This window comes from Bombella apis (assembly GCF_018221685.1).
Classification (GTDB): Bacteria; Pseudomonadota; Alphaproteobacteria; order Acetobacterales; family Acetobacteraceae; genus Bombella; species Bombella apis.
The window spans coordinates 69,195-91,137 of sequence record NZ_JAGJTM010000004.1; the positions used below are offsets into that span (position 1 = coordinate 69,195).

Below are 21,943 nucleotides of genomic sequence, written 5' to 3' on the forward strand. Positions count from 1 at the left end.
GACCTCGTGACTGACAGGCCCCGGATGATGGGGCAGGGAGTGGTGGCGGGGCATGTGCCTGCCCCATCAGATGGCGTTCAGAAGGGCTCTGGACAAGCCCTTGGGGCGTATCTGTCCAGAGTGGTGTTCCCTGCTGGTTCAGTGGGTGATGGTATGGGCGGTCAGACCGTTCCCGTTGGGGGCGGCCTGTCCGACACAGTCATCACCGGAGCAGACGATGCTGTTGAGCTGCCCTGTCCCTGTAGAGGGAGCAATGGCCTGCCCCTGTGCGAGCTGCCGCAGCGCATCAGCAACGCTCTGGGCGGCGTCGTTCTGCCCCGAGGCTGCAAGGACGGCCTGCATCCGTTTGTGGGGGGCTTCCAGCATGGCAGCGCTGAGGAGCGGGCGGGGGTAGTCATGCGGGGCTCCAGCGAGGACGACCCCCGTACTGCCGGCCAGACGCCCCGTGCCAAACAGGTTGTTGTCTGTCAGCACGCAGCCAACGCTCAGGCCATGGCCATCCCGTACGACAAAGGAGGTGGAGGCCGGCAGAGGGGGCAGGCCGGTGGCATCGCTCTGGCCAGAGGCCATGAATATCTGGCCTTCCTGGAGGCTTGTCCGGCCGGAACGGCGCCATGCGCTGATGACATTTTCAGCCCGCAGGTTCTGGCGGAAGGCTGCAGCACTGCCCAGTCCACCATCAGCTGGTGGCGCAAGGAAGCTGAGGCGATACGGCCCGCTGGTAAAATGCAGGGCAGATGTCTGTCCGGGCAGGGAGCGGCGCAGGTCGTCGCGTGTCAGGCCTGCACCAGCCTTGTTGGCCTGTGTGACAAAAACATCGGACAGGGCACCGGTATAGAGGTCTCCCACCCCAACCAGTTTCAGGCGGGAGAGGAATGACGTCAGGCGGGGCTGGGTCAGCTGGTCCCCTTCCCGGATGGCCACACCGGAATCCCCCCGGCTGAAGAGGGCCTTCATTCCTTCGTTGGAAAGGAGAGGCCCCTGCACGGCGGCGATGTCACTGGCCAGCTGGCGGCTGACCGTGATGCCCTGCTGGCCAAGTGTTATGGCCGGGTCGATCGTATCACCCAGCTGGACTGACCCGTACCGGAGATTCAGCAGGAACAGTCCACGGGCCATCATGGGTACGGCAGCGGGGCGGTCTCCGCCCGTGCCGGTGCCGTCAACAGGCAGGAAGGAAATGCTCTCGGCGGGCTGGCCCGGGCGGGCAACCAGGCAGGCCCCGCCACCTCCCAGAGAGGCACGGGAGGGGAGTGTGACGGACAGAGCGAAGGCCGTTGCCGTGGCAGCATCGGCGGCATTGCCCCCACGGGCGAGGACATCACGGCCGACCAGTGCTGCCTGCGGTTCATCAGCTACCACAATGCCTGTGTTGGCTCTGGCGGATGGGGCTGTATGGCCGAAGAGATGATGCTTGAGGCTCCTGCCACCAGAACAGGCGACAAGGCTGCTGCCCAGAAGGCTCAGGCAGGCCAGCAGACCAAGCCCGCGCGCCCACCGGGGAGTGGGACGGTCAGACAGGCAGGGGGGATGAGGGGTCCGGCTGTCAGGCTTTACCACGGTGGCGGCTCTCCAGTGTTGCGGGTCACGATCAGGGCTGTTTGCAGGGACTGTCTGCCATCATGGCGGTCCCGGATTGAGGTATGATAGCGTTAAACTGCCGGGATTGGGAGGGCAACCCCGCAGGGGGTGGTTTTAACGGGTCTTACATGCTTCGGCTGTAGGCTGGGGAGCAGCATCATCGTTCCTCATGAAGGGATGGGGCTTCAAAAACAGACCGGTTTGCTGTTTAACAGGGCTGGTCATCGGGGCGGTTCTACCTGCATGGTCAGGTGGAGGGGCCCCTCTCTTTCTCAAGCGCCCATGAAATGCTGCATAACCCCATGGAGGGCACGACCATGAAACAGCGTGTGAAGTCATTTTCCCTGGCCCTGCTGGCTGGCCTCCCTCTCATGGGGCTGTCCCTTGCGGGGACGTCCCATGCGGCGGATGAAGCGGTTTTTACCGCAAAGCAGCGGGCGGCGATCGTGCAGATTGTCCGTGAGGCCCTGAAGAATGATCCGAGCATCCTGTCCGATGCCATCCGGTCCATCCAGCAGCAGGCCAGTTCCCAGCAGGAAGCCCACGTGAAGGCGGCCGTGCGGGCCAACTGGCAGGCTCTTTCCACGGCGCCATCCTACGCCGTACGGGGCAACCCGCAGGGGCAGGTCACGGTCGTGGAATTTCTGGACCCGCGCTGCACCTACTGCCGCCACATGGCCCCGGTGGTGGACCAGTTCCTTGCCAGACACCCGGATGTCCGGCTGGTGGAGAAGGTCATTCCCGTTCTGGGTGATGCCAGCCTGCTGGATGCACAGGCCATCTATGCGGCAGCCTTCCAGGGGCAGTATGACGCCATGCGCCGCCGCCTGATGGAGGAGACGGCCAAACCCGGCATGGAGCATCTCCGTGATGTGGCAAAGAGCCTGAAGCTGGACGTGGCCCGCTTCGAGAAGGACATGAAGGGGCAGGCCGTCATGGGGCTGCTGACAGCCAACCTTGGTCAGGCCCAGAGTGTGGGCGTGCAGGGGACGCCGACCTTCCTGTTCGGTCAGGCTGCCGTGGCACCCGGTGCGCTGGGCATGGAGCAGATGGAGCAGTTTCTCGAGGCAGCCCGCAAGGGGTGATCCTCCCCCTGCTGGTGAAAGGCTGAGATGATGACCCTTGCGGAGCAGATGGCCGCCTGGCTGGCAGCACGTCCTTCCCCTTCATGGAGGCAGCCCCTGCTGATGGGGATCGTCAATGTCACGCCGGATTCCTTCTCGGATGGCGGGCAGTTCTTTACGCCGGAGGCCGCCCTGAAGCAGGCCCATGCCCTTCTGGCCGAGGGGGCGGACCTGCTGGATGTCGGTGCGGAATCCACGAGGCCGGGTTTCACGCCCGTGGATGCGGAAGAGGAATGGCGGCGTCTGGAACCGGTCCTGACGCCTCTGGCCCGGGAGGGGGCGGTCCTGTCCGTCGATACCACGAAGGCCTCCGTGGCCCGGAAGGCCCTGGTGGCTGGCGTGCAGATGGTCAATGACGTGTGGGGGTTGCAGGCCGACCCGGACATGGCTTCCGTCGTGGCCTCCGCCGGTGCCGTGGTGGCCATCATGCACAATCGTGAGGTGGTTGATGCCAGCGTTGATCTCTGGGATGACTGGCGGCGTTTCTTTGACAGGTCCCTGAAGCTGGCCGACCGGGCAGGCATCGCCCGTGAGACCATCCTTCTGGACCCCGGCGTCGGGTTCGGCAAGACGGTGATGCAGAATCTCTGGGCTGTGCAGAACATGCGGCGGCTGGAGGCCTATTACGGCCTGCCCGTGCTGCTGGGTGTGTCCCGCAAATCCATGTTCGGCAGGCTGCTGGGGCGGGAAGTGCATGACCGTCTGCCAGCGACGCTGGCGGTCAATCTTTACGGGGCGACGCAGGGGGCCTGCATGGTGCGGGTGCATGACGTGCAGGCACACAGGGACGTGCTGGACATGACCGCCCTGCTGGCCGTGAATGGAATGGTGAAGGGAGATGTCGAGTGATCATTCCGTCCCTGACCCATGTGCGGGTGCATGATCTCTGCCTGTTCGGGCATCATGGCGTACATGAGGAAGAAACCCGTCTCGGTCAGCGTTTCTATGTGTCGCTGGAGGTTCGGGCTGACCTGTCGGTAGCGATTGCGGGGGATGATTATACACAGGCCGTCTGTTACGGGCAGCTCTGCCAGAGTGCCGAGCGGGTCTTTCAGGCTGGTCCCTGCAAGCTGATCGAAACTCTGGCCGGGCGGATAGGCACTGCCGTGCTGGCGGACTGCCCCGCCGTGCAGGATGTGTCCGTCACGGTGCGCAAGCCTTCAGCCCCTGTGCCCCATGCGGTGGAGGATGTATCCGTCACGGTGACGCAGCAGCGGGAATACCGGGTCGGTTTTTCGCTCGGGGCCAATCTGGGCGAGCGGGAGGCCGTGCTGCGGGCTGCCGTGGAGGCTCTGGGCCATCAGCCGGGGCTGGAGATAGAGGCGGTTTCCTCTTTTTACGACAGTGCTCCGTGGGGTGTGGAAGATCAGCCTCCCTTCGTGAATATCGCCGCCCTGGGGCGGACGGTCCTGCCCCCGCAGGCCGTTCTGGGTCTCTGCAAGGAGATCGAGCGGTCGCTGGGCCGTGTGCCCGGGCGACGCTGGGGCGAGCGGGCGGTGGATGTGGACCTGCTTTTTCATGGGGATGGCACTGTGTGCCATCCTCTTCTGACACTTCCCCATCGTCATCTTTTTGACCGTGCCTTCGTGCTGGAACCCCTTGCCGAGCTGGAGCCGGAGCTTGAGATCGCTGGACGTTCCGTGAAGGAAGCGTTAGCAGGGTTGGATCGTGTAGCTGGGGATGTCACACGGCGCAGGCCGGGGCAGGGTGGATGAACTTTGGGGGATGCTGAATGTCAGCCAATGAGACAGGGATTCCGGGGAAACAGGCCCCGACACCGGAGGGTGCCGCCGGAGCGATCACCCGGCCGGAGGACGCCATCAGCCGCATTGCCGGAGGCGTGCGGGAGCTTCTGCTGGCCATAGGGGAAGACCCCTCCCGTGAAGGGTTGCGGGATACGCCGGACCGTGTGGCCAAGATGTATCTGGAGATTTTCTCCGGCCTGTATGAGGACCCGCGGGACCACCTGAAAAAGCAGTTCAGTGCCGACCAGCATGGCGGCATGGTGCTGGTGAAGGACATACGCTTCCAGTCCACCTGCGAGCATCATCTCCTGCCGGTTCTGGGGCGTGCCCATGTGGCCTATCTGCCGGAAGGTGGCCGCCTGACGGGGCTGAGCAAGCTGGCCCGTGTCGTGGAAGGCTATGCCCGCCGCCCGCAGCTTCAGGAACGTCTGACAGACCAGATCGTGCAGGCGATGGTTGAGGTGCTGGAGCCGAAAGCCGTTCTGGTCGTGGTGGAAGCCGAGCATATGTGCATGAGCCTGCGGGGGGTCCGCAGCCCCGGTGCCACGACCGTGACGACAGGTTCTTACGGTCTCTGGGCCGATGATGCTCAGGCCCGGCAGGAAGTCATGGCCCTGATGCGGGACTGAGACCGCTTTGCGGGGGTGGTATCAGTCCCGTGTGGTATCGTCGGCCCGGTGCCACCAGCATCGGTCTGCCGGGCGGTCCACCAGCGGGAGATAGAGGGACGGGTCGCCATGCAGGCGCACCGTGTTGGTGGGCGTCTCCTTGATCTCGAGCGAGGCGGGGGACAGCAGCCCGCCCTGGGCGGTCAGGAACGCCTGAAGTTTGCTCATCAGCAGGGCGGCGAGCAGTTCCGTCGTCGGGTCGCCGGGCGTGACGACAAGGCGGTCCAGCCGCTGGGGTTCATGCTCGGCAAACCAGCCCAGAAGCGGGTCAGACTCGGAAAGCTGGAAACTGTGGTCCATCCGTTCGTCGATGAAGCGGTGCCAGCGGCCCTTGGCCTCGGCAAAGGGCAGCAGCATGTTGCCGTGCCCATCCAGCCGCCGGTCCTGCGGAGCGTTGGGGCCGGGCACCAGCGTGACGGTGACATATTCGTTATGCCCGTGCGGGATGGCACAACGCTCGCTGCTGCCTGAGATGAGCCGGTGTCCCATGCAGAAACGTCGTGTGAAAACCAGTTCTGTCCGGGTGATGTCGCTCATGCCCCCTCCTGATACTGCCGCCACCCTTCGGCACGCAGGGCACAGGCGGGGCAGTCTCCACAGCCGAATCCCCATGCATGCTCATGGGTGCGGTCTCCCTTATAGCAGGAATGGCTCTCATGGCGGATGGTTTCTGTCAGGTCAGCTCCGCCCAGATCGTGGCAGAGCCGCCATGTCTGTGCCTTGTTGATCCACATGAGCGGCGTGTGGAGGACGAAACGCTGCTCCATGCCCAGATTGAGGGCAACCTGAAGGGCCTTGATGGTGTCATCCCGGCAGTCGGGATAGCCGGAATAGTCCGTCTCGCACACACCGGTGATGATGTGGCGGATGCTGCGGCGGAAGGCGAGGGCAGCGGCGAAGGTCAGGAAGATCAGGTTCCGGCCCGGCACGAAGGTGTTGGGCAGCCCGTTCTCCCCCATGCTGATCTCGGCATCCCGTGTCAGGGCGGTATCAGAGAGGGCGCCGAGGCTGGCCAGGTCGATCGTGTGATCCTCTCCCAGCTTTTCTGCCCATGCGGGATTCTGGGCACTGATGCTCTGCCGCAGGGTGGTGCGGCACTCCAGCTCCACGGCGTGACGCTGCCCGTAGGCGAAGCCGACCGTCTCCACATGGTCGAAATGATGCAGGGCCCAGGCCAGGCAGGTGGCGGAATCCTGCCCACCGGAGAAGAGGACGAGCGCACGGCGGTTCCGGGCGGCCTGATGGCTGGCGGAGGGGGAAGCGGGTATCGTCATCAGGGGATTCCGATCAGTTTGTGGGTTTGCAGGCTCAGCCGCCATTGCGGGTGGGTCTGGCAGTAGCGCACGGCTTTTTCCGTATTGGCAGGGCGGTCTGGTCCATCCATGGGTTGTAGCCAGAAATGCTGGAAGTCGCACGCCGCAAACTGTTCCGGCGTCAGGGTGTCCTGTGGATAGACGAGCTTCAGCTCATGGCCATGTGTCTGTTTCAGCGGCTGGCCGGGTTTGGGGCTGACGCAGACCCAGTCGATTCCTTCAGGGGCAGGAAGACTGCCATTGGTTTCCACGGCGATGGTGAAACCACGGGCCCTTGTGGCGGCGATCAGGGCTGCATCAAGCTGGAGCAGGGGCTCCCCACCGGTGAAGACGACATAACGCCGGGTCACGTCCGCGGTGTGGGCCTGCCAGCAGTCATCCAGCGCAGCGGCCAGAGCTTCAGCCGTGGCAAAGCGGCCTCCGCCGGGGCCGTCCGTCCCGATGAAGTCCGTGTCGCAGAAGGTGCACTGGGCCTTGTGGCGGTCCTCTTCCCGGCCGGACCAGAGATTGCAGCCGGTGAACCGGCAGAATATGGCCGCACGCCCGGAATGGGCACCCTCACCCTGCAATGTGGCGAATAGTTCCTTGACGATATAAGGCATGGGCAGAGATGTCGGGCAGCTGCGTTCAGGATGCAAGGATTTTCTTGCCTGAAAGGGCCGAAACGATCTTTCCGCAGCAGAAGGCGGATCATGATATCAAGGGGGAGAGAAGGGAATAAAAAACGCCACCCTTTTAAAAAAGAGTGGCGCGAGTGACGGGGCTCGAACCCGCGACCTCCGGCGTGACAGGCCGGCGCTCTAACCAACTGAGCTACACCCGCAGTCTTCAGCTTTTCTGGAAAAGCGTCGTTCCCTTGGGATGGCGTCTATCTAGCGGGATACGGTGTTGTTGGCAATAGAGAAATATCACTTTTTTACGTTTTTCTTCATGAAAATTCCATTTCAGGGGGCGTGTATGAAAACGGCCCCCTCCGGCCCTGCCGAGAGCCAGAGCTGATGATGGATCAGCCAGTCGGCTCCGAGGAGCATGTCGGCCTGTTCATGCAGGGAAGTGACGGTGAGGACCGGGTGCAGCTGGGTCTGCCCGCCAAGGGTGAGGCGGTTGAAACGGTGCCAGTGATAGCGGTGTTCCCTGTCGCCAATGCCTGCGCTGGTCCCGCCGGGGTCCCGGTCCAGCTGCTCTTTCGTGATGCCGAGCCTGTGGACGAAGTCCCGGCTGATGATGTGGGAGCGGGCCCCGCTGTCGATCAGCGCCAGCCCTTTCTGACCATCCAGCGTGAAGGGGATGAAGAACCGGTTGCGGATGCGTTGGGCGACAAGCCGCTGCCCCGGTGTGGACCAGAAAGGCGGCTGGCGGCAGAGGAGGGACCCGGTATGGATGTCCCACAGGCTGAGCCGGTGATGGGGCAGGTCGAGGTCCAGATCATAATGGCCGAGCAGGTCCATGCCGATCAGCCCCAGCACGGGGGGCTGTATGGCGGGGAATCCCGGCAGGGTGCCCAAAGGCAGGACAGGATGGTGATAGGTGAGCTGTCCAAGCGTGATGGTCGCCAGCTGGATGGTCGGCACTACATGCCCCCGTCCGTCCGGCCCGGAGATGATGGTGGCATCTTCCTCATTGGGGGTGAGATGCAGGTGGGTGATGGCATCTGGTGTCAGCAGGCTGCCCTCGGACCCTGTATCCACGATCATGGAGAGGGAGTGGCCATGAATCTGCGCCACGGTCGTCAGGTAATAGCCTGTTTCCTTGAGGGGCAGCGTGGTGATGTGGGTCTGGCGGCAGGCCGGTTCGGGGCTGGAGGCCAGAGCCGCAGAAGACGCCATGAAGGAACTGCCAAATGCCAGAATGATGCTGGTGAGGAAAGGGAGGAAACGGGAAGTGTGCGTCGTCATGGGATGATGGGTCTGTCCGAAGAGGTCGGCAATGAAAGGTCAGTCTGGATCAGGAAGGAGCTGTCAACGGTCGGCCCGGGGATGGGCCTTCTGCCAGACCTCCATGAGGTGATGTTCGTCTGCCAGCGTGTATATCTGTGTGCTGGACAGGCTGGCATGGCCGAGAAGCTCCTGAATCGCCCGCAGGTCTGCTCCATTCTGGAGCAGGTGGGAGGCGAAGGCATGGCGCAGGGCGTGGGGGGTGGCAGAATCGGGCAGTCCTTCCATGAGGCGCCATTGCCGCATGGCCCGTTGGGCCACACCCGGATTGAGGCGTCCACCCCGTACGCCGCAGAAAAGCGGTGCACTGGCATGGGGTGAGGGATGGACGGCCAGCCAGCGTCCCAGAGCATCCCGGACGGCGGGCAGGACAGGCACGGCTCTTTCCTTCCCTCCCTTGCCTGTGACAAACAGAATGTCATCGCTGATCCGCTCCACGTCACCGACATTGAGGGACAGTCCCTCGCTGATGCGCAGGCCCGTGCCATATAGCAGGGTGAACAGGGCGGCATCCCGCAGGGCAAAATGGCCATCGGCTGTCTGGTCGGCAATACCGTCCGGGGCCGTGCGTGCGGTTTCCGGCGTTAGAGGGCGGGGGAGGCGGGTTTTCAGCCGGGGGCTGCGCAGGAGGGTGAGGGCCGGATTGGTGATGCGGTGTTCTTTTTCCAGATAGCGGTAAAAGGCCCGCAGAGCGGAGATGCGGCGGGCCCGGCTGCGGGCGTGGCCATCTGGCGTGTGACGGCTGCCGGGATGGAGGCGGGCCATCTTTTCGGCCCGGTTCGTTTCATGGGCCAGCCATGAGCGGAAATCAGCCAGTGTCAGCTTGTCCAGCGCTTCCAGCGGCAGGTCCCCACCAAAGTGGCGGCTGAAGAAACCGAGAGCGAGGGAGACATCGTGCAGATAGGCTGTCCGTGTGGCCTTGCTGGCTCTTTTCTCATGGGTCAGCCAGTCCTGCCAGGCCGTGAGGGCCTCATGGGCCGTATGAATGGTCATGGCGCTGGAGGGGGGGCTTCCAAATGGAAGGCGCATGGTATTTCCCTGCCGGAGAGGTTAGGATGAAGACATGGCAGAAAACAGCCTCCCTCCCCATAGCAGGAGAATGGAAGCCGGTCATCGTCTTTCCGTTCTGGTGCCCCGTCCCTTCGATGGCCCGCTGGATTATCGGTCCGACAGGCTTCTGGTACCGGGAACGCTGGTGCGTGTGCCGCTGGGGCGGCAGGAGCTGACAGGTTGTGTGTGGGACGGCGAGCCAGCCCATCTTCCTGTCGATTTCCGTCCGGTCTCCAGAGGGAAAACGTTCGCTTTTGCAAAACTGCGTCCCATCTCGGCCGTGCTGGAACATGTACCGCCCCTCCCGGATGATCTCCGCCAGTTCATCGACTGGGTGGCGGCCTATGGCCTGAGTGCGCCGGGCATGGTGCTGGCCATTGCCCTGCGGGTTCCGGCGCAGGCGGGCAGCATGAAACCCCTCATGGGCTGGATGCGGAAACCCGGCCCCCTGCCGGACACGCTGCGTCTGACCCCGGCCCGCAGGGCCGTTCTGGAGGCTCTGGAACAGGGTGGTCCCGGCACCACGGCGATGCTGGCGGCGCAGAGCGGGGCCAGTGCGGCGGTGATCCGGGGTCTGGCCAATGCAGGGGTGCTGGAAGAGTGCCTCATGGAGGTACCATCCCCTGCCGGACAGGCGGACCCGGACCATGCCCCGCCGACCCTTTCCGCAGAGCAGGCCGAGGCGGCGGAGGCCCTGGTGGCCGGCGTGGAGGAGCGGACCTTCAATGTCACGCTGCTGGAGGGGGTGACGGGGTCCGGCAAGACGGAGGTCTATTTCGAGGCTGTGGCAGCGTGCCTGAGGCAGGGCAGGCAGGTACTGGTGCTGCTGCCGGAGATCGTCCTGACGGCCCAGTGGACGGACCGTTTTGAACGGCGCTTCGGCATCCGGCCTGCCGTCTGGCATTCCGAGCTGGGGCAGAAGACACGGCGGGAGACATGGTGCGCCATTGCCGAGGGGCGGCAGCAGGTTGTCGTGGGGGCACGCTCTGCCCTGTTCCTGCCTTTTGCCCGTCTCGGGCTTGTGGTGGTCGATGAGGAACACGAGAACACCTACAAGCAGGAAGAAGGCGTTCTCTATCACGGGCGGGACATGGCCATCGTGCGGGCGAGGCTGGTGCAGGGGGCGGTCATTCTCGTCTCCGCCACACCGTCCATGGAGACGCTCGTCAATGTGCAGAAGGGGCGCTTCCGTCATGAGGTGCTGGAGGCCCGGCATGGAACGGCCCAGATGCCGGAGATCACCCTGATCGACATGAAGGAGCATGGCCCGGAGCGGGGGCAGTTTCTATCCCCTCTGCTCTGTGAGAGCATTGAAGAGCGGATGAAGGCCGGGGAGCAGAGCATGCTGTTTCTGAACCGGCGTGGCTATGCACCGATGACGTTGTGCCGTGCCTGTGGGCACCGCCTGCAATGTCCTCATTGTTCGGCGTGGATGGTGGAGCACAGGCGCCGCCGGATTCTGGCCTGTCATCACTGTGAATACACCCAGCCACTTGTCAGTGCCTGTCCATCCTGCGGGGCGCAGGACAGTCTCGTGCCGATCGGCCCGGGGGTGGAGCGCATTCATGAGGAGGCACAGGCCCGCTTCCCGGATGCACGGCTGCTGAGCATGGTCTCCGACACGCTGACCTCGCCCACGGCCATGGAAGAAGCCGTGCGGAAAATCGCCAGCAGGGAGGTGGACCTCATCATTGGCACGCAGGTCGTGGCCAAGGGCTGGCACTTCCCGGACCTGACGCTGGTCGGGGTGGTGGATGCGGACCTCGGGCTGGGTGGGGGTGACTTGCGGGCGGCGGAACGGACCATGCAGTTGCTTCATCAGGTGGCGGGGCGTGCAGGGCGTGGCACGAAGCCGGGGCAGGTGATGCTGCAAAGTTATGCGGGCGATCACCCGGTGATGAAGGCCCTGCTGGCCAATGACTTCATCAGCTTCATGGAGCAGGAGGCCGCCCAGCGTCGTCCGGGATTCTGGCCTCCTTACGGGCGTCTTGCTGCTGTGATCGTCAGTGCGCCGAAGGAGCGGCAGGCGGAGGAGCTGGCCCGCCTGCTGGCCATGCACGCCCCACGGGGGGAGGGGATTCAGGTTCTGGGGCCGGCTCCGGCCCCTCTGGCCCTGTTGCGGGACCGCTACCGGTACCGTCTTCTCCTGCGGACCCGGCGGGACATCGCCCTTCAGCCCCTGCTGAGGCGGTGGCTGGACGGTGCGCCCCGCAAGAATGATGCCCGCATCGACGTGGACGTGGACCCGGTGTCTTTCATGTAACCGGGAAAGGTCAGTCCGGGATGCCGTTGGCCTGCTGTTCCAGCTGCCGGTAGCGTTTCTGTCCGTCCGGGAGCAGGGGGGCGTGTGTCAGGGCCTCGGTATAGGCATGGAGGGCCTGATGGGGATGATGGAGATGTTCCTGCGTGTGGGCCAGAATGTCCCAGCTCTGGGCATCGCCAGGGTCATGCACCAGCGCCACCTGAAGGTCCTGCACGGCTCCTGTCAGATCATTGCCGAGAAAGCGGACGGCAGCCCGCTGGCGGCGGAGGAAGGCGTTGTCGGGCTGGAGGGTCAGAGCCGCAGAGAGGTCTTTTTCAGCGTCACCTGTATGGCCCTGTTTGAGTTCAGCCTGTGCCTCGCTGAGCAGGATGCGGCCACTGTTCTTGACACTGTAGAGGCGCAGCGTGTCAGCCTTTTTCATCAGGCTGTGGGCCTTCTGGTCATCCTGTTCGCTGGCAATGGCCTGCTCGGTCTGTTCTAGCTTTTCTTTCAGGCTCGGGCTGTGCGGCTTTGGGGGCGGTGGAACATGAAGGCTGTTTTTGGAGTCGGGTGCGGGTATTGCTGCATGGGGCTGGCCCTGCACTGGCTTGTGGGCCGGAGCGGTGGCTGCCATGGCCGCTGGCCCTGCACTGTAGAGTAGACAGGCCGTCGCCATAAAAAAAGCCCCCAGCCGAAAAGCGGGAGGCTTCAGCCCCCCCGAGGGGGCTTCACGCTTCAGAGCATGAAAGACAGGGCGGCGCAGCGGAGCCGTGGACATGCCGCACCGTCCCATCCGTCTGTCAGCTCAGCCCTGACGGGCCTTCATGCGCGGGTTCTGCTTGTTGATGACATACACGCGACCGCGACGGCGCACGACACGGCAGTTCTTGTCACGAACCTTGGCGGACTTCAGGCTGTTACGGATCTTCATGATGTTCAGGCTCCCCGACAGAAAAGACAGGCCTGCCTGCCCTTCCGGACAGCGGCTCTCATAATGCAGGGCTGAGACGCCCGCGAAACTTGGCGTCCGCATACCCTGTCCTTTGGGGGTGAGTCAAGGTTGTGGCGGCCAAAACCCCATTTCTTCCTGATCCTTTTCAGATTATGCTGCCCGGCATGAGCCAGTTTCCATCTTTTCGTCCTTCATGTTTCCGCAAGCTCGTGCCGGTTCTTTTCCTGGGGAGCCTCTGTCTGGCCAGCCAGGCCTGGGCAGGGGGTGCGGCCCGAACGGATGATGACGATCCAGCCGTGAATGCCAAGGGCGTCGTGGTGAACAATATCCTTGCTGTTCTGCGGGTCAGCCCGAATTCGGCGGGCAACCAGTGCCTGAAGACCCTGGATGAGATGCGCAAGGTGCAGAAGCAGCTGGATGACGAGGAAACGGCCCAGCGCAGCTTCGATGTCGGTCTTCTACGGGATGTGCTGGAATCGGACATGGAGAGCGTGATTGCCAGCTGCGGCCGGGATGCCCGCACGGCCTGTGGGGGTGGGGTTGCCGGGCAGAATGCACGGCTGGGCAAGATATGTAACCAGCTCTCTGAACTCGATTCGGAAGATCAGGGCGACGATCTCCAGTAAGTGGGCGGGACCGCCAGAAAAAGCCCCTGTTCCGTAAAAGGAGCAGGGGCTTTTCTTTCAGGAGGTCAGTTTTCTGCCTGTTTCAGGCTCCAGAGGGCGAAGGCCTGCACGAGAGCCACTTCCTTCAGGCGGGCAAAGCGCCCCGAAGACCCACCATGCCCTGCCTCCATGTTGATCTGGCAGAGGAAGGGCCCCCCCCGTGCCTCTTCCCGCAGGCGGGCGATCCATTTGGCAGGCTCCCAGTAGGTTACCCGTGGGTCGGACAACCCTCCCAGGGCCAGAATGGCCGGGTAGGAGACGGGGCGGATGTTGTCATAGGGAGAATAGCTGGCGATGAGGTCGTAAGCCTCCGGGTCCGTCAGCGGGTTACCCCATTCCGGCCATTCCGGCGGCGTAAGCGGCAGGGAGACGTCCGACATGGTGTTCAGCATGTCCACGAACGGTACCTGTGCGGCGATACCGGCAAACAGCTCCGGTGCCATGTTGGCAACGGCTCCCATCAGCAGCCCGCCTGCCGAGCCCCCATGCGCCACGATGCGGCGGGGGGCGGTGTAGCCTTCGGCAATCAGGTGCCGGGCACAGCTGATGAAGTCGGTGAAGCTGTTGGTCTTTTTGGTTGCCCGCCCTTCAAGGAACCAGTTCCAGCCTTTTTCACTGCCACCCCGCACGTGGGCCGTGGCATGGATCACGCCACGGTCCACGAGGCTGAGGGCGGTGGTGGAGAAGCTGGCCTCCATGGAGATGCCGTAGGAACCATAGCCGTACAGCAGCATGGGATTCTGCCCATCCAGCTTCGTCCCTTTCTTCATCAGGAGGGTGACGGGCACCATGGCGCCATCATCAGCCCGGGCGAACAGGCGGCGTGTCTCATAGGCGGCAGGGTCGTGGCCCGAGGGAACCTCCCGTATCTTGCGGAGGTTTTTCTCCCCTGTCCGCATGTCATAATCATACCAGTGCGCCGGGGTCGTGGGGGACTGGTAGATGTAGCGCAGGAAGGGCTGGTCATATTCCAGCACGCCCAGCAGGCTGAGCGTATAGGCGGGTTCGTCCATGCTGATATGGCGGGCATGGCGGCGGATGTCGCCCCTGTCGGCGTCCTCACGGCTGAGGGTGAAGATTTCCGTATTGCCGTTGCGCCGCTCCAGCCAGGCCAGATGGTCCTTCCCGGCACTGACACCGAGGAGGAAATGGCCTTCCTCATGGGGCAGGAACTCCCGCCAGTGGGCACGGTCCGGCGTGGCTTCCGGGGCCGTCATCAGCTTGAAGTCCACGGCCCCGCCTGCGTTGGTCAGGACGATGAAGCGGTCCTGCCAGTGGGTCAGGCTGTAGCGTTCCCCCCGCACCAGCGGTGCAGCGACTTTGGGCATGGCCGTCGGGTCTGAGGCGGGGATGAGCAGGGTCTCGTTCGTGTCATGGTCACCCCTTTCAATGGCGATCCATTTCCGGGAGGCACTGACACCGATGCTGAGGAAGAAGCCGGGGTCGGTTTCGTCAAAGATGAGCGTGTCCTCACCACCCAGAAGCGGGCGGCGATAGATGCGGGAGGGGCGACCATTGTCGTCCCGGTAGATCCAGAAGAGATGCTGGCTGTCCGGGGAGAGGGTGAAGCTGCCCGTGCTGCTTTCCACGGCGGGGGCGCAGAGTTCACCCGTGGCAAGGTCCTTGACCTGAATCCGGTAGACTTCCGACCCCTGCACGTCCTCGGCATAGACGTAATAACGGTGGTCCTCTGTGTGGGCGGCCTGGGCGAGGCTGTAGAAGCTGTGCCGGGCGGCCAGTTCGTTCACGTCCAGCAGGATTTCTTCCGGTCCGTCGGCCTCGCTGGCCCCGGCCTTGCGGGGGCGGCGGACATGGAGCGGGTACTGGGCGTCCTTCTCGAAGCGCAGGCCGTACAGCCACGGCCCGTCAGGCAGCGGCACGGACTCTTCTGCCGGAGGAATGCGGCCGACCATCTCCTTGAAGAGGTCTTCCTGAAGCGGCACCGTTCCGGCGAGGACGGCCTCCGTATAGGCGTTTTCCTGTTTCAGATGGGAGCGTATGTCATCCCGCAGGACGGACGGGTCCCGCAGGACCTTCTGCCAGTTTTCGTCCTTCATCCATGCGTAGGAATCTGTACGGGTGCGGCCGAGCTGTTCCAGCACGACGGGATTGCGCCGGGCCACGGGGGCCTTGGGCAGGGCGGGAGTGGTGTGTTTGTCAGCAGTCATGGGGGAGATGTGGCGGTTGATCGGGAGGGATTCAATGGTCCAGATGGAGACGTCATGAGGCGTCATAAAGAAAATGCCGCAGCCGGCCCGTCTGTTCCGGCTGAAGTGGCAGCGCCTGCGTCCCTATGGCGGCGACCGGGGTCAGGCTCAGGGCCGTGATGAGCCAGGCCCCCTGGAACTTGGGAATGTCGGCTTCCGTCAGGAGGCGTTCCGTGCAGAGACCGGCAGAGAGCAGGCGGCCCCGGGAGATTCCGGGCAGGATTCCGGCGGAGAGGGGTGGCGTGACGATCTGCCTATCCAGCAGGGCCAGAAAGCTGGCGGCTGTGGCTTCGGCAATCTCACCCTCGTGGGTGAGCCAGAGGGCATCATCGGCCCCTTTTTCCCGTGCTTCCATGCGGGCAAGGATGGCGGGCAGGGCGTTGAGGGACTTCACCCGGTTCAGCACGGCTTGCCTGTCCCGTCGCTGCGTGCTGACATGCAGCCGGACGGGGGTGGCGGACTGTTCTGACGGCGGGGCTGTCGTGATGAGCAGTGTGGTGTGTGGTCTGACAGGCGGAGCCAGCCCTCTTGGGCCGGGGCCTCGTGTGAGGGTCAGGCGGGCGGAACCATCCGTCAGGCTGTTGGCAGCCATCAGGTGGGGCAGGGCCTGCCGGATCGTGTCCCGTCCGGGAAAGGGCAGGCGCAGGGTATGGCAGCCATCTTCCAGCCGTGCCAGATGGGCTTCCAGCCGGGGGGCAGCCCCGTGGCGAAGCTGCATGGTTTCAAAAAGCCCATCACCCAGCAGAAAACCACGGTCCTGTGCCATGATGGCTGGACTGTCCGCCGGGAGCAGCTGGTCATTGAGCCAGAGAAAGGGGCAGGGTGTGGGTGCCATGCATCAGGCTCCATGGTCACGCAGGACGGCCAGCAGGGGAGCGGCCTTGAGGCACATTTCCTCATATTCCCGCTCTGGATGTGAAGGGTAGGTGATGCCCCCACCGGCTCCTACCTGCAAATGGCTGGCTGTGGCGCTGATGCTGCGGATGATGACGGAACTGTCCAGCGCACCATCCCAGCCCAGCCGGAAAAGCGTGCCGCAATAGGCTCCTCTGGCAGAAGACTCGACCTCATCAATGATCTGCATGGCCCGGTATTTCGGGGCTCCGGTGACGGAACCGGGGGGAATCGTGGCTGCCAGAAGGTCGGTGGCATCATGGTCCCTTTGAAGCTGCCCCGTCACGCTGGAGACGAGATGGTGAACGTGAGCGAACCGTTCCACGGCAAAAAGCTGCGGAACATCCACACTGCCCAGCTGACAGACCCTGCCGATGTCGTGGCGCATGAGGTCGGTGATCATCAGGTTCTCGGCCAGCTCTTTCTCATCCCTGTGGAGGGCCTCTTTCAGGGCGCCATTCTGCTGGGGATCATCACTGACGGGGCAGGTGCCCTTGATGGGCCGTGTCTCGATGCGTCCCTGACGGTCCAGTGAAAGAAAGCGTTCGACCGAGGCACTGAGCAGCGTGAAGTCCGGCGTGTGGAACCAGGCCCCGAAGGGGGCCGGGCAGCGAGTGCGGAGCTGATTGTAGAGGGCGTGCAGATCGAGCGTCTCCGGGCGGGGGGCGACCCAGCGCATTGTCAGGTTGGCCTGAAAGATGTCTCCGGCCGCAATGTACTCCTGCACGGTCCGGACGGCAGCCTGCCACGTGGCGGCATCCTGTTCGGCCACGGGAGTGAGAGACGGCCCCGGGTGGTCCGGTCTGGCCGTGGTGGCGGGCTGGCCCGGTGGTGGGGTGCCGTCCGCACTGGCCCACCAGAGCCTCTGCTCCCGCCTGTCGAAAATGAACAGGTCCCGGCAGGCCAGTGCTGTGAAGGCGGGGCAGTCCGTTGCGTGGCGGGAGGTGAGGCCCTCACGGGCCATGCCGGCCTCATAGCTGAGCAGGCCGATCACGCCGCCGGTGAAGGGAAGTTCCGGCAGATGGGGGGAAGGGCGGCCCGCCGGTGCATGGGCGGCCCGAAAGGCCCGCAGATGCTGCGGGAGATGGTGCATCTCCGCCAGGGGCAGGGTGAGCCGTCCGGCCGGACGGGGACAGAGGAAGCTCCAGCGATGCCGTTCCTGTTCTGCCGGGCCGCCGCTATCGAGAAAGACGGATGCGCCTCCCTCCCGGCAGAGGGGGAAGAGCCGCTCCGGGGGGCACCATGGCAGTTCCGTGATGTGGGGGGCAGGAAGAGGAGGAGAAAAAGGCATGGGGGAGGGGCGGGGTATCAGGTCACGTTGCAGCAGGGCGGGTGGGGAGGAACTAGGCACCTGAGGTAGAATGGGTTATGCTCGATCACTGACCATTTACAGAAAACTGGTGGACCTGTCTTGAGCGAGCCGCACGATATTTTGCCTTCCGACCGCCTCCCGGTGACGATTGAAGAGGAAATGCGTTCCTCCTATCTGGCCTATGCGATGTCGGTGATTGTTTCCCGTGCGCTGCCAGATGTGCGTGACGGCCTCAAGCCCGTGCACCGGCGTATCCTGTACGCCATGCGGGAGAGTGGTTTCACGGCGGACAAGCCCTACCGCAAGTCGGCCCGTGCGGTCGGTGACGTGATGGGTAAATATCACCCGCATGGTGACAGTTCCATTTACGACGCCATGGTGCGCATGGCGCAGTCTTGGTCCATGCGTGTGCGGCTGGTGGATGGGCAGGGCAATTTCGGGTCTGTCGATGGCGACAGTCCGGCGGCCATGCGCTACACCGAGGCCCGGCTGGCCAAATCTGCCTCCTTCCTGCTGGATGACATTGACCGGGATACGGTCGCCTTCCAGCCCAACTATGACGAGAGCGAGCAGGAGCCGCAGGTTCTTCCGGCTGCCTTCCCGAATCTTCTGGTCAATGGGGCGTCCGGCATTGCGGTGGGCATGGCCACCAACATCCCGCCCCACAATCCGGGCGAGGTGATCGATGCCGTTCTGGCCCTGATCGCCAACCCGGACATGACGCTGGAAGAGCTGATGCAGATCGTCCCGGGGCCGGATTTCCCGACCGGCGGGATCATCATGGGCCGTCGGGGCATCCGGCAGGCCTATGAGACGGGCCGTGGCTCCATCCCTGTCCGTGCCCGTGCCGAGATCGAGGAGATCCGCAAGGACCGCTTCGCCATCGTGGTGACGGAGATTCCATATCAGGTCAACAAGGCCACGCTGCAGGAGAAGATTGCCGATCTCGTCCGCTCCAAGGACATTGAGGGCATTTCCGACATCCGGGATGAAAGTGACCGTTCCGGCATGCGGGTGGTGATCGAGCTGAAGCGTGACGCCACGCCGGAAGTGGTGCTGAACCAGCTTTACCGTTTCACCCAGCTTCAGACGAGCTTCAGCGTCAACATGCTGGCACTGGATGAAGGCCGCCCCCGCACCATGGGGCTGCGGGACGTGCTGGAGGCCTTCATCCGCTTCCGTGAGGATGTGATTCTCCGCCGTGCCCGTTTCGACCTGAACAAGGCGAGGGATCGGGGGCATCTGCTGGTCGGTCTGGTGCTGGCCGTGGCCAACATTGACGAGGTGATCGCCCTCATCCGTTCCGCCCCGGATGCCGCTACGGCCCGTGAGCAGCTCATGACACGCACATGGCCTGCCGCCGATGTGGAGCCGCTGCTGGAGCTGATCCATGATGAAGGCAATGTGATCGTCGATGGCCGTGTCCATCTGACAGAAGCGCAGGCCCGTGGGATTCTGGAGCTGCGCCTCCAGCGTCTGACCGGTCTGGAGCGTGAGAAGATTCAGGCGGAGCTGGCAGAGGTCAGTGCCCGCATCACGGAGCTTCTGGAGATCATTGGCAGCCATGTGCGCCGCATGGAGGTCATGCGGGACGAGCTTCAGGCCGCCCGTGCTGCTCTGGCTGACCCACGCTGCACGGAAATCTCCGATGCGCTGGGTGACCAGTCCGATGAGAGCCTGATCGAGCCGGGACAGATGGTGGTGACCATCACACGGGACGGTTTCATCAAGCGGACGCCGCTGGAGCTGTTCCGTTCGCAGAACCGTGGTGGCCGTGGCCGCACGGCAGCGGGGCGGCGAGGCGATGACATCGTCATCCGCAGCTTCAATGCCCATACCCACCAGTGGGTGCTGTTCTTCTCCTCGGGCGGGAAGGCCTACCGCATGAAGGTCTGGCACCTGCCGGAGGCGGCCCCGACGGCCAAGGGGCGGGCACTGGTCAACCTGCTGCCGGAGCTGGGCGAGGATACCATCACGGCCGTTCTGCCGCTGCCGCAGGATGAGGAGCTGTGGGATGACCTGCATCTCGTCTTTGCCACGGCGAGCGGGAACGTGCGGCGCAACCGCCTGAGCGACTTCCGCAACATCCGTTCTTCCGGTCTGATCGCCATGAAGCTGGATGAGAATGACCAGCTGATCGGCGTGGCAACATGCCGGGAGGGGCAGGACGTGTTCCTCGCCACCCGTAATGCCCGGGCCATCCGCTTCCAGATCACGGATGACGTGCTGCGTGTTTTCGCTGGCCGTGGCAGCACCGGTGTGCGGGGCATCCGCCTTGCTGATGGTGACCGGGTCGTTTCCCTTGCCGTGCTGAACCATGTCGAGGCCAGCGTGGAGGAGCGGGCTGCTTACCTCCGGGCTGCCAATGCCCATCGCCGTGTTCTGGCGGCCCAGCCCGGGGATGAGGGGCTGGAGGAAGAGATCGAGGATGGCAGCGAGCTGGCTTCCGATGAGGAAGGGCTTGAGGAGATTCTGGCTGACAGCCCGCTGAGCGAAGACCGTTATGCCGAGCTTGAGGCGCAGGAGCAGATCCTGCTCACCGTGACGGACACGGGCTTCGGGCGGCGGTCCTCTGCCTATGACTATCGTGTCTCCGGCCGTGGCGGGCAGGGCATCAACAACATGACCTTCTCCAACGCCCGCCGTGGGCGTGAGGTCGTGGGTACGCTCGTGACGCTGGATGGCACGGACGTGATGATGGTGACGGATACGGGCCGTCTCATCCGTCTGCCGGTCGAGCAGGTGCGTGTGATGTCCCGTCAGGCAGGGGGTGTGACGCTCTTCCGTGTGGATGGTGACGAGCGCATCATCAGCGTCTTCCCCGTGATGGAAGATGATGCGGACGATACCGCCGAGGGTGAGACCGAGGCTGATGGGGCGGACGGTGGAGACACCGGAGCTGCCCCGGCGGCTGATGCCGGTGGGACGGATGACTGACCGGCGCATCGGCTTCTATCCTGGCACGTTCGACCCGGTCACGTTCGGTCATCTGGACGTGATCGACCGGGCGGCGGCCCTGTTCGACCATGTCGTGGTCGGTGTGGCGATCAATGATGCCAAGGGGCCCCTTCTGGGTTTCGAGGAGCGACGGGAGCTGCTGGAGCAGGAAGTGGCCGCCCTGCCGCATAAGGACCGCATTTCCGTCACCGGGTTTGACACGCTTCTGGTGGATGCCGTGAGGCAGGCCGGGGCGGGCACGGTGATCCGTGGTCTGCGTTCTGCCGGGGATTTCGATTTCGAGACCCAGCTTTCCGGTGCGCTGCGGCGTCTGGCCCCGGAGATTGAAACGGTTTTTCTTCTGGCATCCGAGAGCCACCGTACGACGGCGAGCCGGATCGTGAAGGAAATTGCCCGTCTTGGGGGGGATATTTCCCCATTTGTCAGCCCCATGACCGCCCGCCTCGTGCGGGCAAAACTGACAGGAGAACAGACATGAGACGGCGACATTTCATGGCCGGTCTTGCAGCAGTTTCTGCCTTGACCGGTGGAACCCTGACACAGGCATGGGCCGGTGGTCAGGATGGTAACGATCAGCTCAGGGAGAGCACGACAATGACAGGTACGACAACAGGCAAGAAGCTGGTTCTGGAGCTGAAGGATGGCAAGGTGGTCATCGCCCTGCGTCCCGATCTGGCCCCCAAGGCTGTCGAGCGTCTGGAGACGCTGGCCAATGAGGGTTTCTATAACGGCGTGAAGTTCCATCGTGTGATCGAGGGCTTCATGGCACAGGGTGGTGACCCGACAGGCACGGGGACGGGCGGCAGCTCCTATCCTGACCTGCCGGCCGAGTTCAGCCAGACGGCCACCTTCGACCGTGGCACGCTGGGCATGGCCCGCACGATGGACCCGAACTCCGCCAACAGCCAGTTCTTCATCATGTTCGACCGTGTGCCGTCCCTGGATGGCCAGTACACCATTGCCGGTCAGGTGATCGAGGGCATGGAGCATGTGGACAAGATCAAGCGTGGCTCCGGGGCTTCTGGCATGGTCCAGAATCCGGATCATATCATCAAGGCTTACATCGAGAACTGACATAACTGTCTGAAACCTGATGATTCTCCGTCCGCATGGTGGCGTGCCGTCCGGCGGATGAAGAAAATCGTGAGGGTGGTGTTTTCTGCGGCCTCCGGGGTTGACGCTCCCCGGGGGAGCAGGTAGATAGCCTCCTCAAGTGAACCGGTAGCTCAGTTGGTAGAGCATTCGACTTTTAATCGAATGGTCCTGGGTTCGAGTCCCAGCCGGTTCACCATGCTCGC

General features: G+C 63.8%; 20 protein-coding genes and 2 tRNA genes. 10 read left to right on the top strand and 12 right to left on the bottom strand.

What is annotated here, in order from left to right; genetic code table 11:
* Positions 1-138: 138 nt before the first annotated feature.
* Positions 139-1,560: a gamma-glutamyltransferase gene (locus J8Z04_RS03520; RefSeq protein WP_332067165.1), complete on the bottom strand. Its 1,422-nt coding sequence runs from the start codon at positions 1,558-1,560 to the stop codon at positions 139-141.
* 338 nt (positions 1,561-1,898) lie between these two features.
* Between J8Z04_RS03520 and J8Z04_RS03525 the strand changes: the two genes are divergently transcribed.
* Genes J8Z04_RS03525 through folE form a run of 4 tightly spaced genes read left to right on the top strand, consistent with a single transcriptional unit; the run spans position 1,899 to position 5,079 of the window.
* Entirely contained in the window at positions 1,899-2,666 is a 768-nt protein-coding gene (locus tag J8Z04_RS03525; RefSeq protein ID WP_052349239.1) for a DsbA family protein, read from the top strand.
* A gap of 27 nt (positions 2,667-2,693) precedes the next feature.
* The gene (gene folP, locus J8Z04_RS03530) at positions 2,694-3,554 is read left to right on the top strand and encodes a dihydropteroate synthase (protein WP_232086384.1); all 861 of its coding nucleotides are present in this window, start codon (positions 2,694-2,696) and stop codon (positions 3,552-3,554) included.
* Entirely contained in the window at positions 3,551-4,420 is an 870-nt protein-coding gene (folK, locus tag J8Z04_RS03535; protein ID WP_081562519.1) for a 2-amino-4-hydroxy-6-hydroxymethyldihydropteridine diphosphokinase, read from the top strand. The genes folP and folK overlap by 4 nt, the downstream gene beginning before the upstream one ends.
* Positions 4,421-4,437: 17 nt before the next feature.
* Positions 4,438-5,079 carry a GTP cyclohydrolase I FolE gene (gene folE, locus J8Z04_RS03540; protein ID WP_081847770.1) on the top strand — a complete coding sequence of 214 codons (642 nt, stop codon included), beginning with the start codon at positions 4,438-4,440 and terminating at the stop codon, positions 5,077-5,079.
* A 21-nt stretch (positions 5,080-5,100) separates the two neighbouring features.
* Here folE and J8Z04_RS03545 read toward each other — a convergent pair whose 3' ends face one another.
* The 6 genes from J8Z04_RS03545 to J8Z04_RS03570 form a co-directional block, all read right to left on the bottom strand.
* The gene (locus tag J8Z04_RS03545) at positions 5,101-5,655 is read right to left on the bottom strand and encodes a 6-pyruvoyl trahydropterin synthase family protein (protein ID WP_103765739.1); all 555 of its coding nucleotides are present in this window, start codon (positions 5,653-5,655) and stop codon (positions 5,101-5,103) included.
* Positions 5,652-6,392: a 7-cyano-7-deazaguanine synthase QueC gene (gene queC / locus J8Z04_RS03550; protein WP_232086385.1), complete on the bottom strand. Its 741-nt coding sequence runs from the start codon at positions 6,390-6,392 to the stop codon at positions 5,652-5,654. Before queC ends, J8Z04_RS03545 begins: the two co-directional genes overlap by 4 nt.
* Complete coding sequence (gene queE, locus J8Z04_RS03555) at positions 6,392-7,033, bottom strand: 7-carboxy-7-deazaguanine synthase (protein ID WP_103765772.1); 642 nt, start codon at positions 7,031-7,033, stop codon at positions 6,392-6,394. The genes queC and queE overlap by 1 nt, the downstream gene beginning before the upstream one ends.
* Positions 7,034-7,177: 144 nt before the next feature.
* A tRNA-Asp gene (locus tag J8Z04_RS03560) sits at positions 7,178-7,254 on the bottom strand.
* 121 nt (positions 7,255-7,375) lie between these two features.
* The gene (locus tag J8Z04_RS03565; RefSeq protein WP_192848535.1) at positions 7,376-8,326 is read right to left on the bottom strand and encodes a retroviral-like aspartic protease family protein; all 951 of its coding nucleotides are present in this window, start codon (positions 8,324-8,326) and stop codon (positions 7,376-7,378) included.
* 63 nt (positions 8,327-8,389) lie between these two features.
* Entirely contained in the window at positions 8,390-9,394 is a 1,005-nt protein-coding gene (locus tag J8Z04_RS03570) for a tyrosine recombinase XerC (protein ID WP_227656450.1), read from the bottom strand.
* Between the two features lie 34 nt (positions 9,395-9,428).
* Here J8Z04_RS03570 and J8Z04_RS03575 point away from each other — a divergent pair, with 34 nt between their 5' ends.
* On the top strand, positions 9,429-11,678 hold the full coding sequence (locus J8Z04_RS03575; protein ID WP_192848536.1) for a primosomal protein N': 2,250 nt from the start codon (positions 9,429-9,431) through the stop codon (positions 11,676-11,678).
* A 10-nt stretch (positions 11,679-11,688) separates the two neighbouring features.
* Here the strand turns inward: J8Z04_RS03575 and J8Z04_RS03580 are convergent, their stop codons facing one another.
* A complete protein-coding gene (locus J8Z04_RS03580) occupies positions 11,689-12,435 on the bottom strand; it encodes a tetratricopeptide repeat protein (protein ID WP_192848537.1) in 747 nt (248 codons plus the stop codon).
* A 27-nt stretch (positions 12,436-12,462) separates the two neighbouring features.
* Positions 12,463-12,588, bottom strand: coding sequence for a type B 50S ribosomal protein L36 (gene ykgO / locus J8Z04_RS03585; RefSeq protein WP_043561915.1), 126 nt, complete (start codon positions 12,586-12,588; stop codon positions 12,463-12,465).
* A gap of 185 nt (positions 12,589-12,773) precedes the next feature.
* On the opposite strand from ykgO, the gene J8Z04_RS03590 reads away from it, so the two are divergent.
* Complete coding sequence (locus tag J8Z04_RS03590) at positions 12,774-13,235, top strand: hypothetical protein (protein WP_081562513.1); 462 nt, start codon at positions 12,774-12,776, stop codon at positions 13,233-13,235.
* A gap of 65 nt (positions 13,236-13,300) precedes the next feature.
* Here J8Z04_RS03590 and J8Z04_RS03595 read toward each other — a convergent pair whose 3' ends face one another.
* From J8Z04_RS03595 to J8Z04_RS03605, 3 genes are read right to left on the bottom strand one after another with little or no spacing between them, the layout of a single operon-like run.
* A complete protein-coding gene (locus J8Z04_RS03595; RefSeq protein WP_197981637.1) occupies positions 13,301-15,442 on the bottom strand; it encodes a S9 family peptidase in 2,142 nt (713 codons plus the stop codon).
* 52 nt (positions 15,443-15,494) lie between these two features.
* Complete coding sequence (locus J8Z04_RS03600; protein ID WP_192848539.1) at positions 15,495-16,316, bottom strand: aminotransferase class IV; 822 nt, start codon at positions 16,314-16,316, stop codon at positions 15,495-15,497.
* 3 nt (positions 16,317-16,319) lie between these two features.
* Positions 16,320-17,726 (bottom strand): anthranilate synthase component I family protein, encoded by a 1,407-nt coding sequence (locus J8Z04_RS03605; protein WP_332067166.1) that lies wholly within the window; start codon positions 17,724-17,726, stop codon positions 16,320-16,322.
* Positions 17,727-17,846: 120 nt separating this feature from the next.
* Between J8Z04_RS03605 and gyrA the strand changes: the two genes are divergently transcribed.
* From gyrA to J8Z04_RS03625, 4 genes are all read left to right on the top strand, one after another.
* Positions 17,847-20,624 (top strand): DNA gyrase subunit A, encoded by a 2,778-nt coding sequence (gyrA, locus tag J8Z04_RS03610; RefSeq protein WP_081562510.1) that lies wholly within the window; start codon positions 17,847-17,849, stop codon positions 20,622-20,624.
* Positions 20,617-21,123, top strand: coding sequence for a pantetheine-phosphate adenylyltransferase (gene coaD / locus J8Z04_RS03615; RefSeq protein ID WP_373364577.1), 507 nt, complete (start codon positions 20,617-20,619; stop codon positions 21,121-21,123). The genes gyrA and coaD overlap by 8 nt, the downstream gene beginning before the upstream one ends.
* 116 nt (positions 21,124-21,239) lie before the next feature.
* A complete protein-coding gene (locus J8Z04_RS03620) occupies positions 21,240-21,719 on the top strand; it encodes a peptidylprolyl isomerase (RefSeq protein WP_043561902.1) in 480 nt (159 codons plus the stop codon).
* Positions 21,720-21,860: 141 nt separating this feature from the next.
* A tRNA-Lys gene (locus J8Z04_RS03625) sits at positions 21,861-21,936 on the top strand.
* The last annotated feature ends 7 nt before the right edge of the window (positions 21,937-21,943 follow it).

Coding starts and splice junctions, on each gene's coding strand:
- gyrA (WP_081562510.1), top strand. CDS start 17,847: ATGCGTTCCTCCTATCTGGCCTATGCGATGTCGGTGATTGTTTCCCGT.
- queE (WP_103765772.1), bottom strand. CDS start 7,033: ATGCCTTATATCGTCAAGGAACTATTCGCCACATTGCAGGGTGAGGGT.
- folE (WP_081847770.1), top strand. CDS start 4,438: ATGTCAGCCAATGAGACAGGGATTCCGGGGAAACAGGCCCCGACACCG.
- J8Z04_RS03595 (WP_197981637.1), bottom strand. CDS start 15,442: ATGACTGCTGACAAACACACCACTCCCGCCCTGCCCAAGGCCCCCGTG.
- J8Z04_RS03600 (WP_192848539.1), bottom strand. CDS start 16,316: ATGGCACCCACACCCTGCCCCTTTCTCTGGCTCAATGACCAGCTGCTC.
- queC (WP_232086385.1), bottom strand. CDS start 6,392: ATGACGATACCCGCTTCCCCCTCCGCCAGCCATCAGGCCGCCCGGAAC.
- coaD (WP_373364577.1), top strand. CDS start 20,617: ATGACTGACCGGCGCATCGGCTTCTATCCTGGCACGTTCGACCCGGTC.
- J8Z04_RS03575 (WP_192848536.1), top strand. CDS start 9,429: ATGGCAGAAAACAGCCTCCCTCCCCATAGCAGGAGAATGGAAGCCGGT.
- J8Z04_RS03580 (WP_192848537.1), bottom strand. CDS start 12,435: ATGTCCACGGCTCCGCTGCGCCGCCCTGTCTTTCATGCTCTGAAGCGT.
- folP (WP_232086384.1), top strand. CDS start 2,694: ATGATGACCCTTGCGGAGCAGATGGCCGCCTGGCTGGCAGCACGTCCT.
- J8Z04_RS03620 (WP_043561902.1), top strand. CDS start 21,240: ATGACAGGTACGACAACAGGCAAGAAGCTGGTTCTGGAGCTGAAGGAT.
- J8Z04_RS03565 (WP_192848535.1), bottom strand. CDS start 8,326: ATGACGACGCACACTTCCCGTTTCCTCCCTTTCCTCACCAGCATCATT.
- J8Z04_RS03525 (WP_052349239.1), top strand. CDS start 1,899: ATGAAACAGCGTGTGAAGTCATTTTCCCTGGCCCTGCTGGCTGGCCTC.
- J8Z04_RS03545 (WP_103765739.1), bottom strand. CDS start 5,655: ATGAGCGACATCACCCGGACAGAACTGGTTTTCACACGACGTTTCTGC.
- J8Z04_RS03590 (WP_081562513.1), top strand. CDS start 12,774: ATGAGCCAGTTTCCATCTTTTCGTCCTTCATGTTTCCGCAAGCTCGTG.
- ykgO (WP_043561915.1), bottom strand. CDS start 12,588: ATGAAGATCCGTAACAGCCTGAAGTCCGCCAAGGTTCGTGACAAGAAC.
- J8Z04_RS03570 (WP_227656450.1), bottom strand. CDS start 9,394: ATGCGCCTTCCATTTGGAAGCCCCCCCTCCAGCGCCATGACCATTCAT.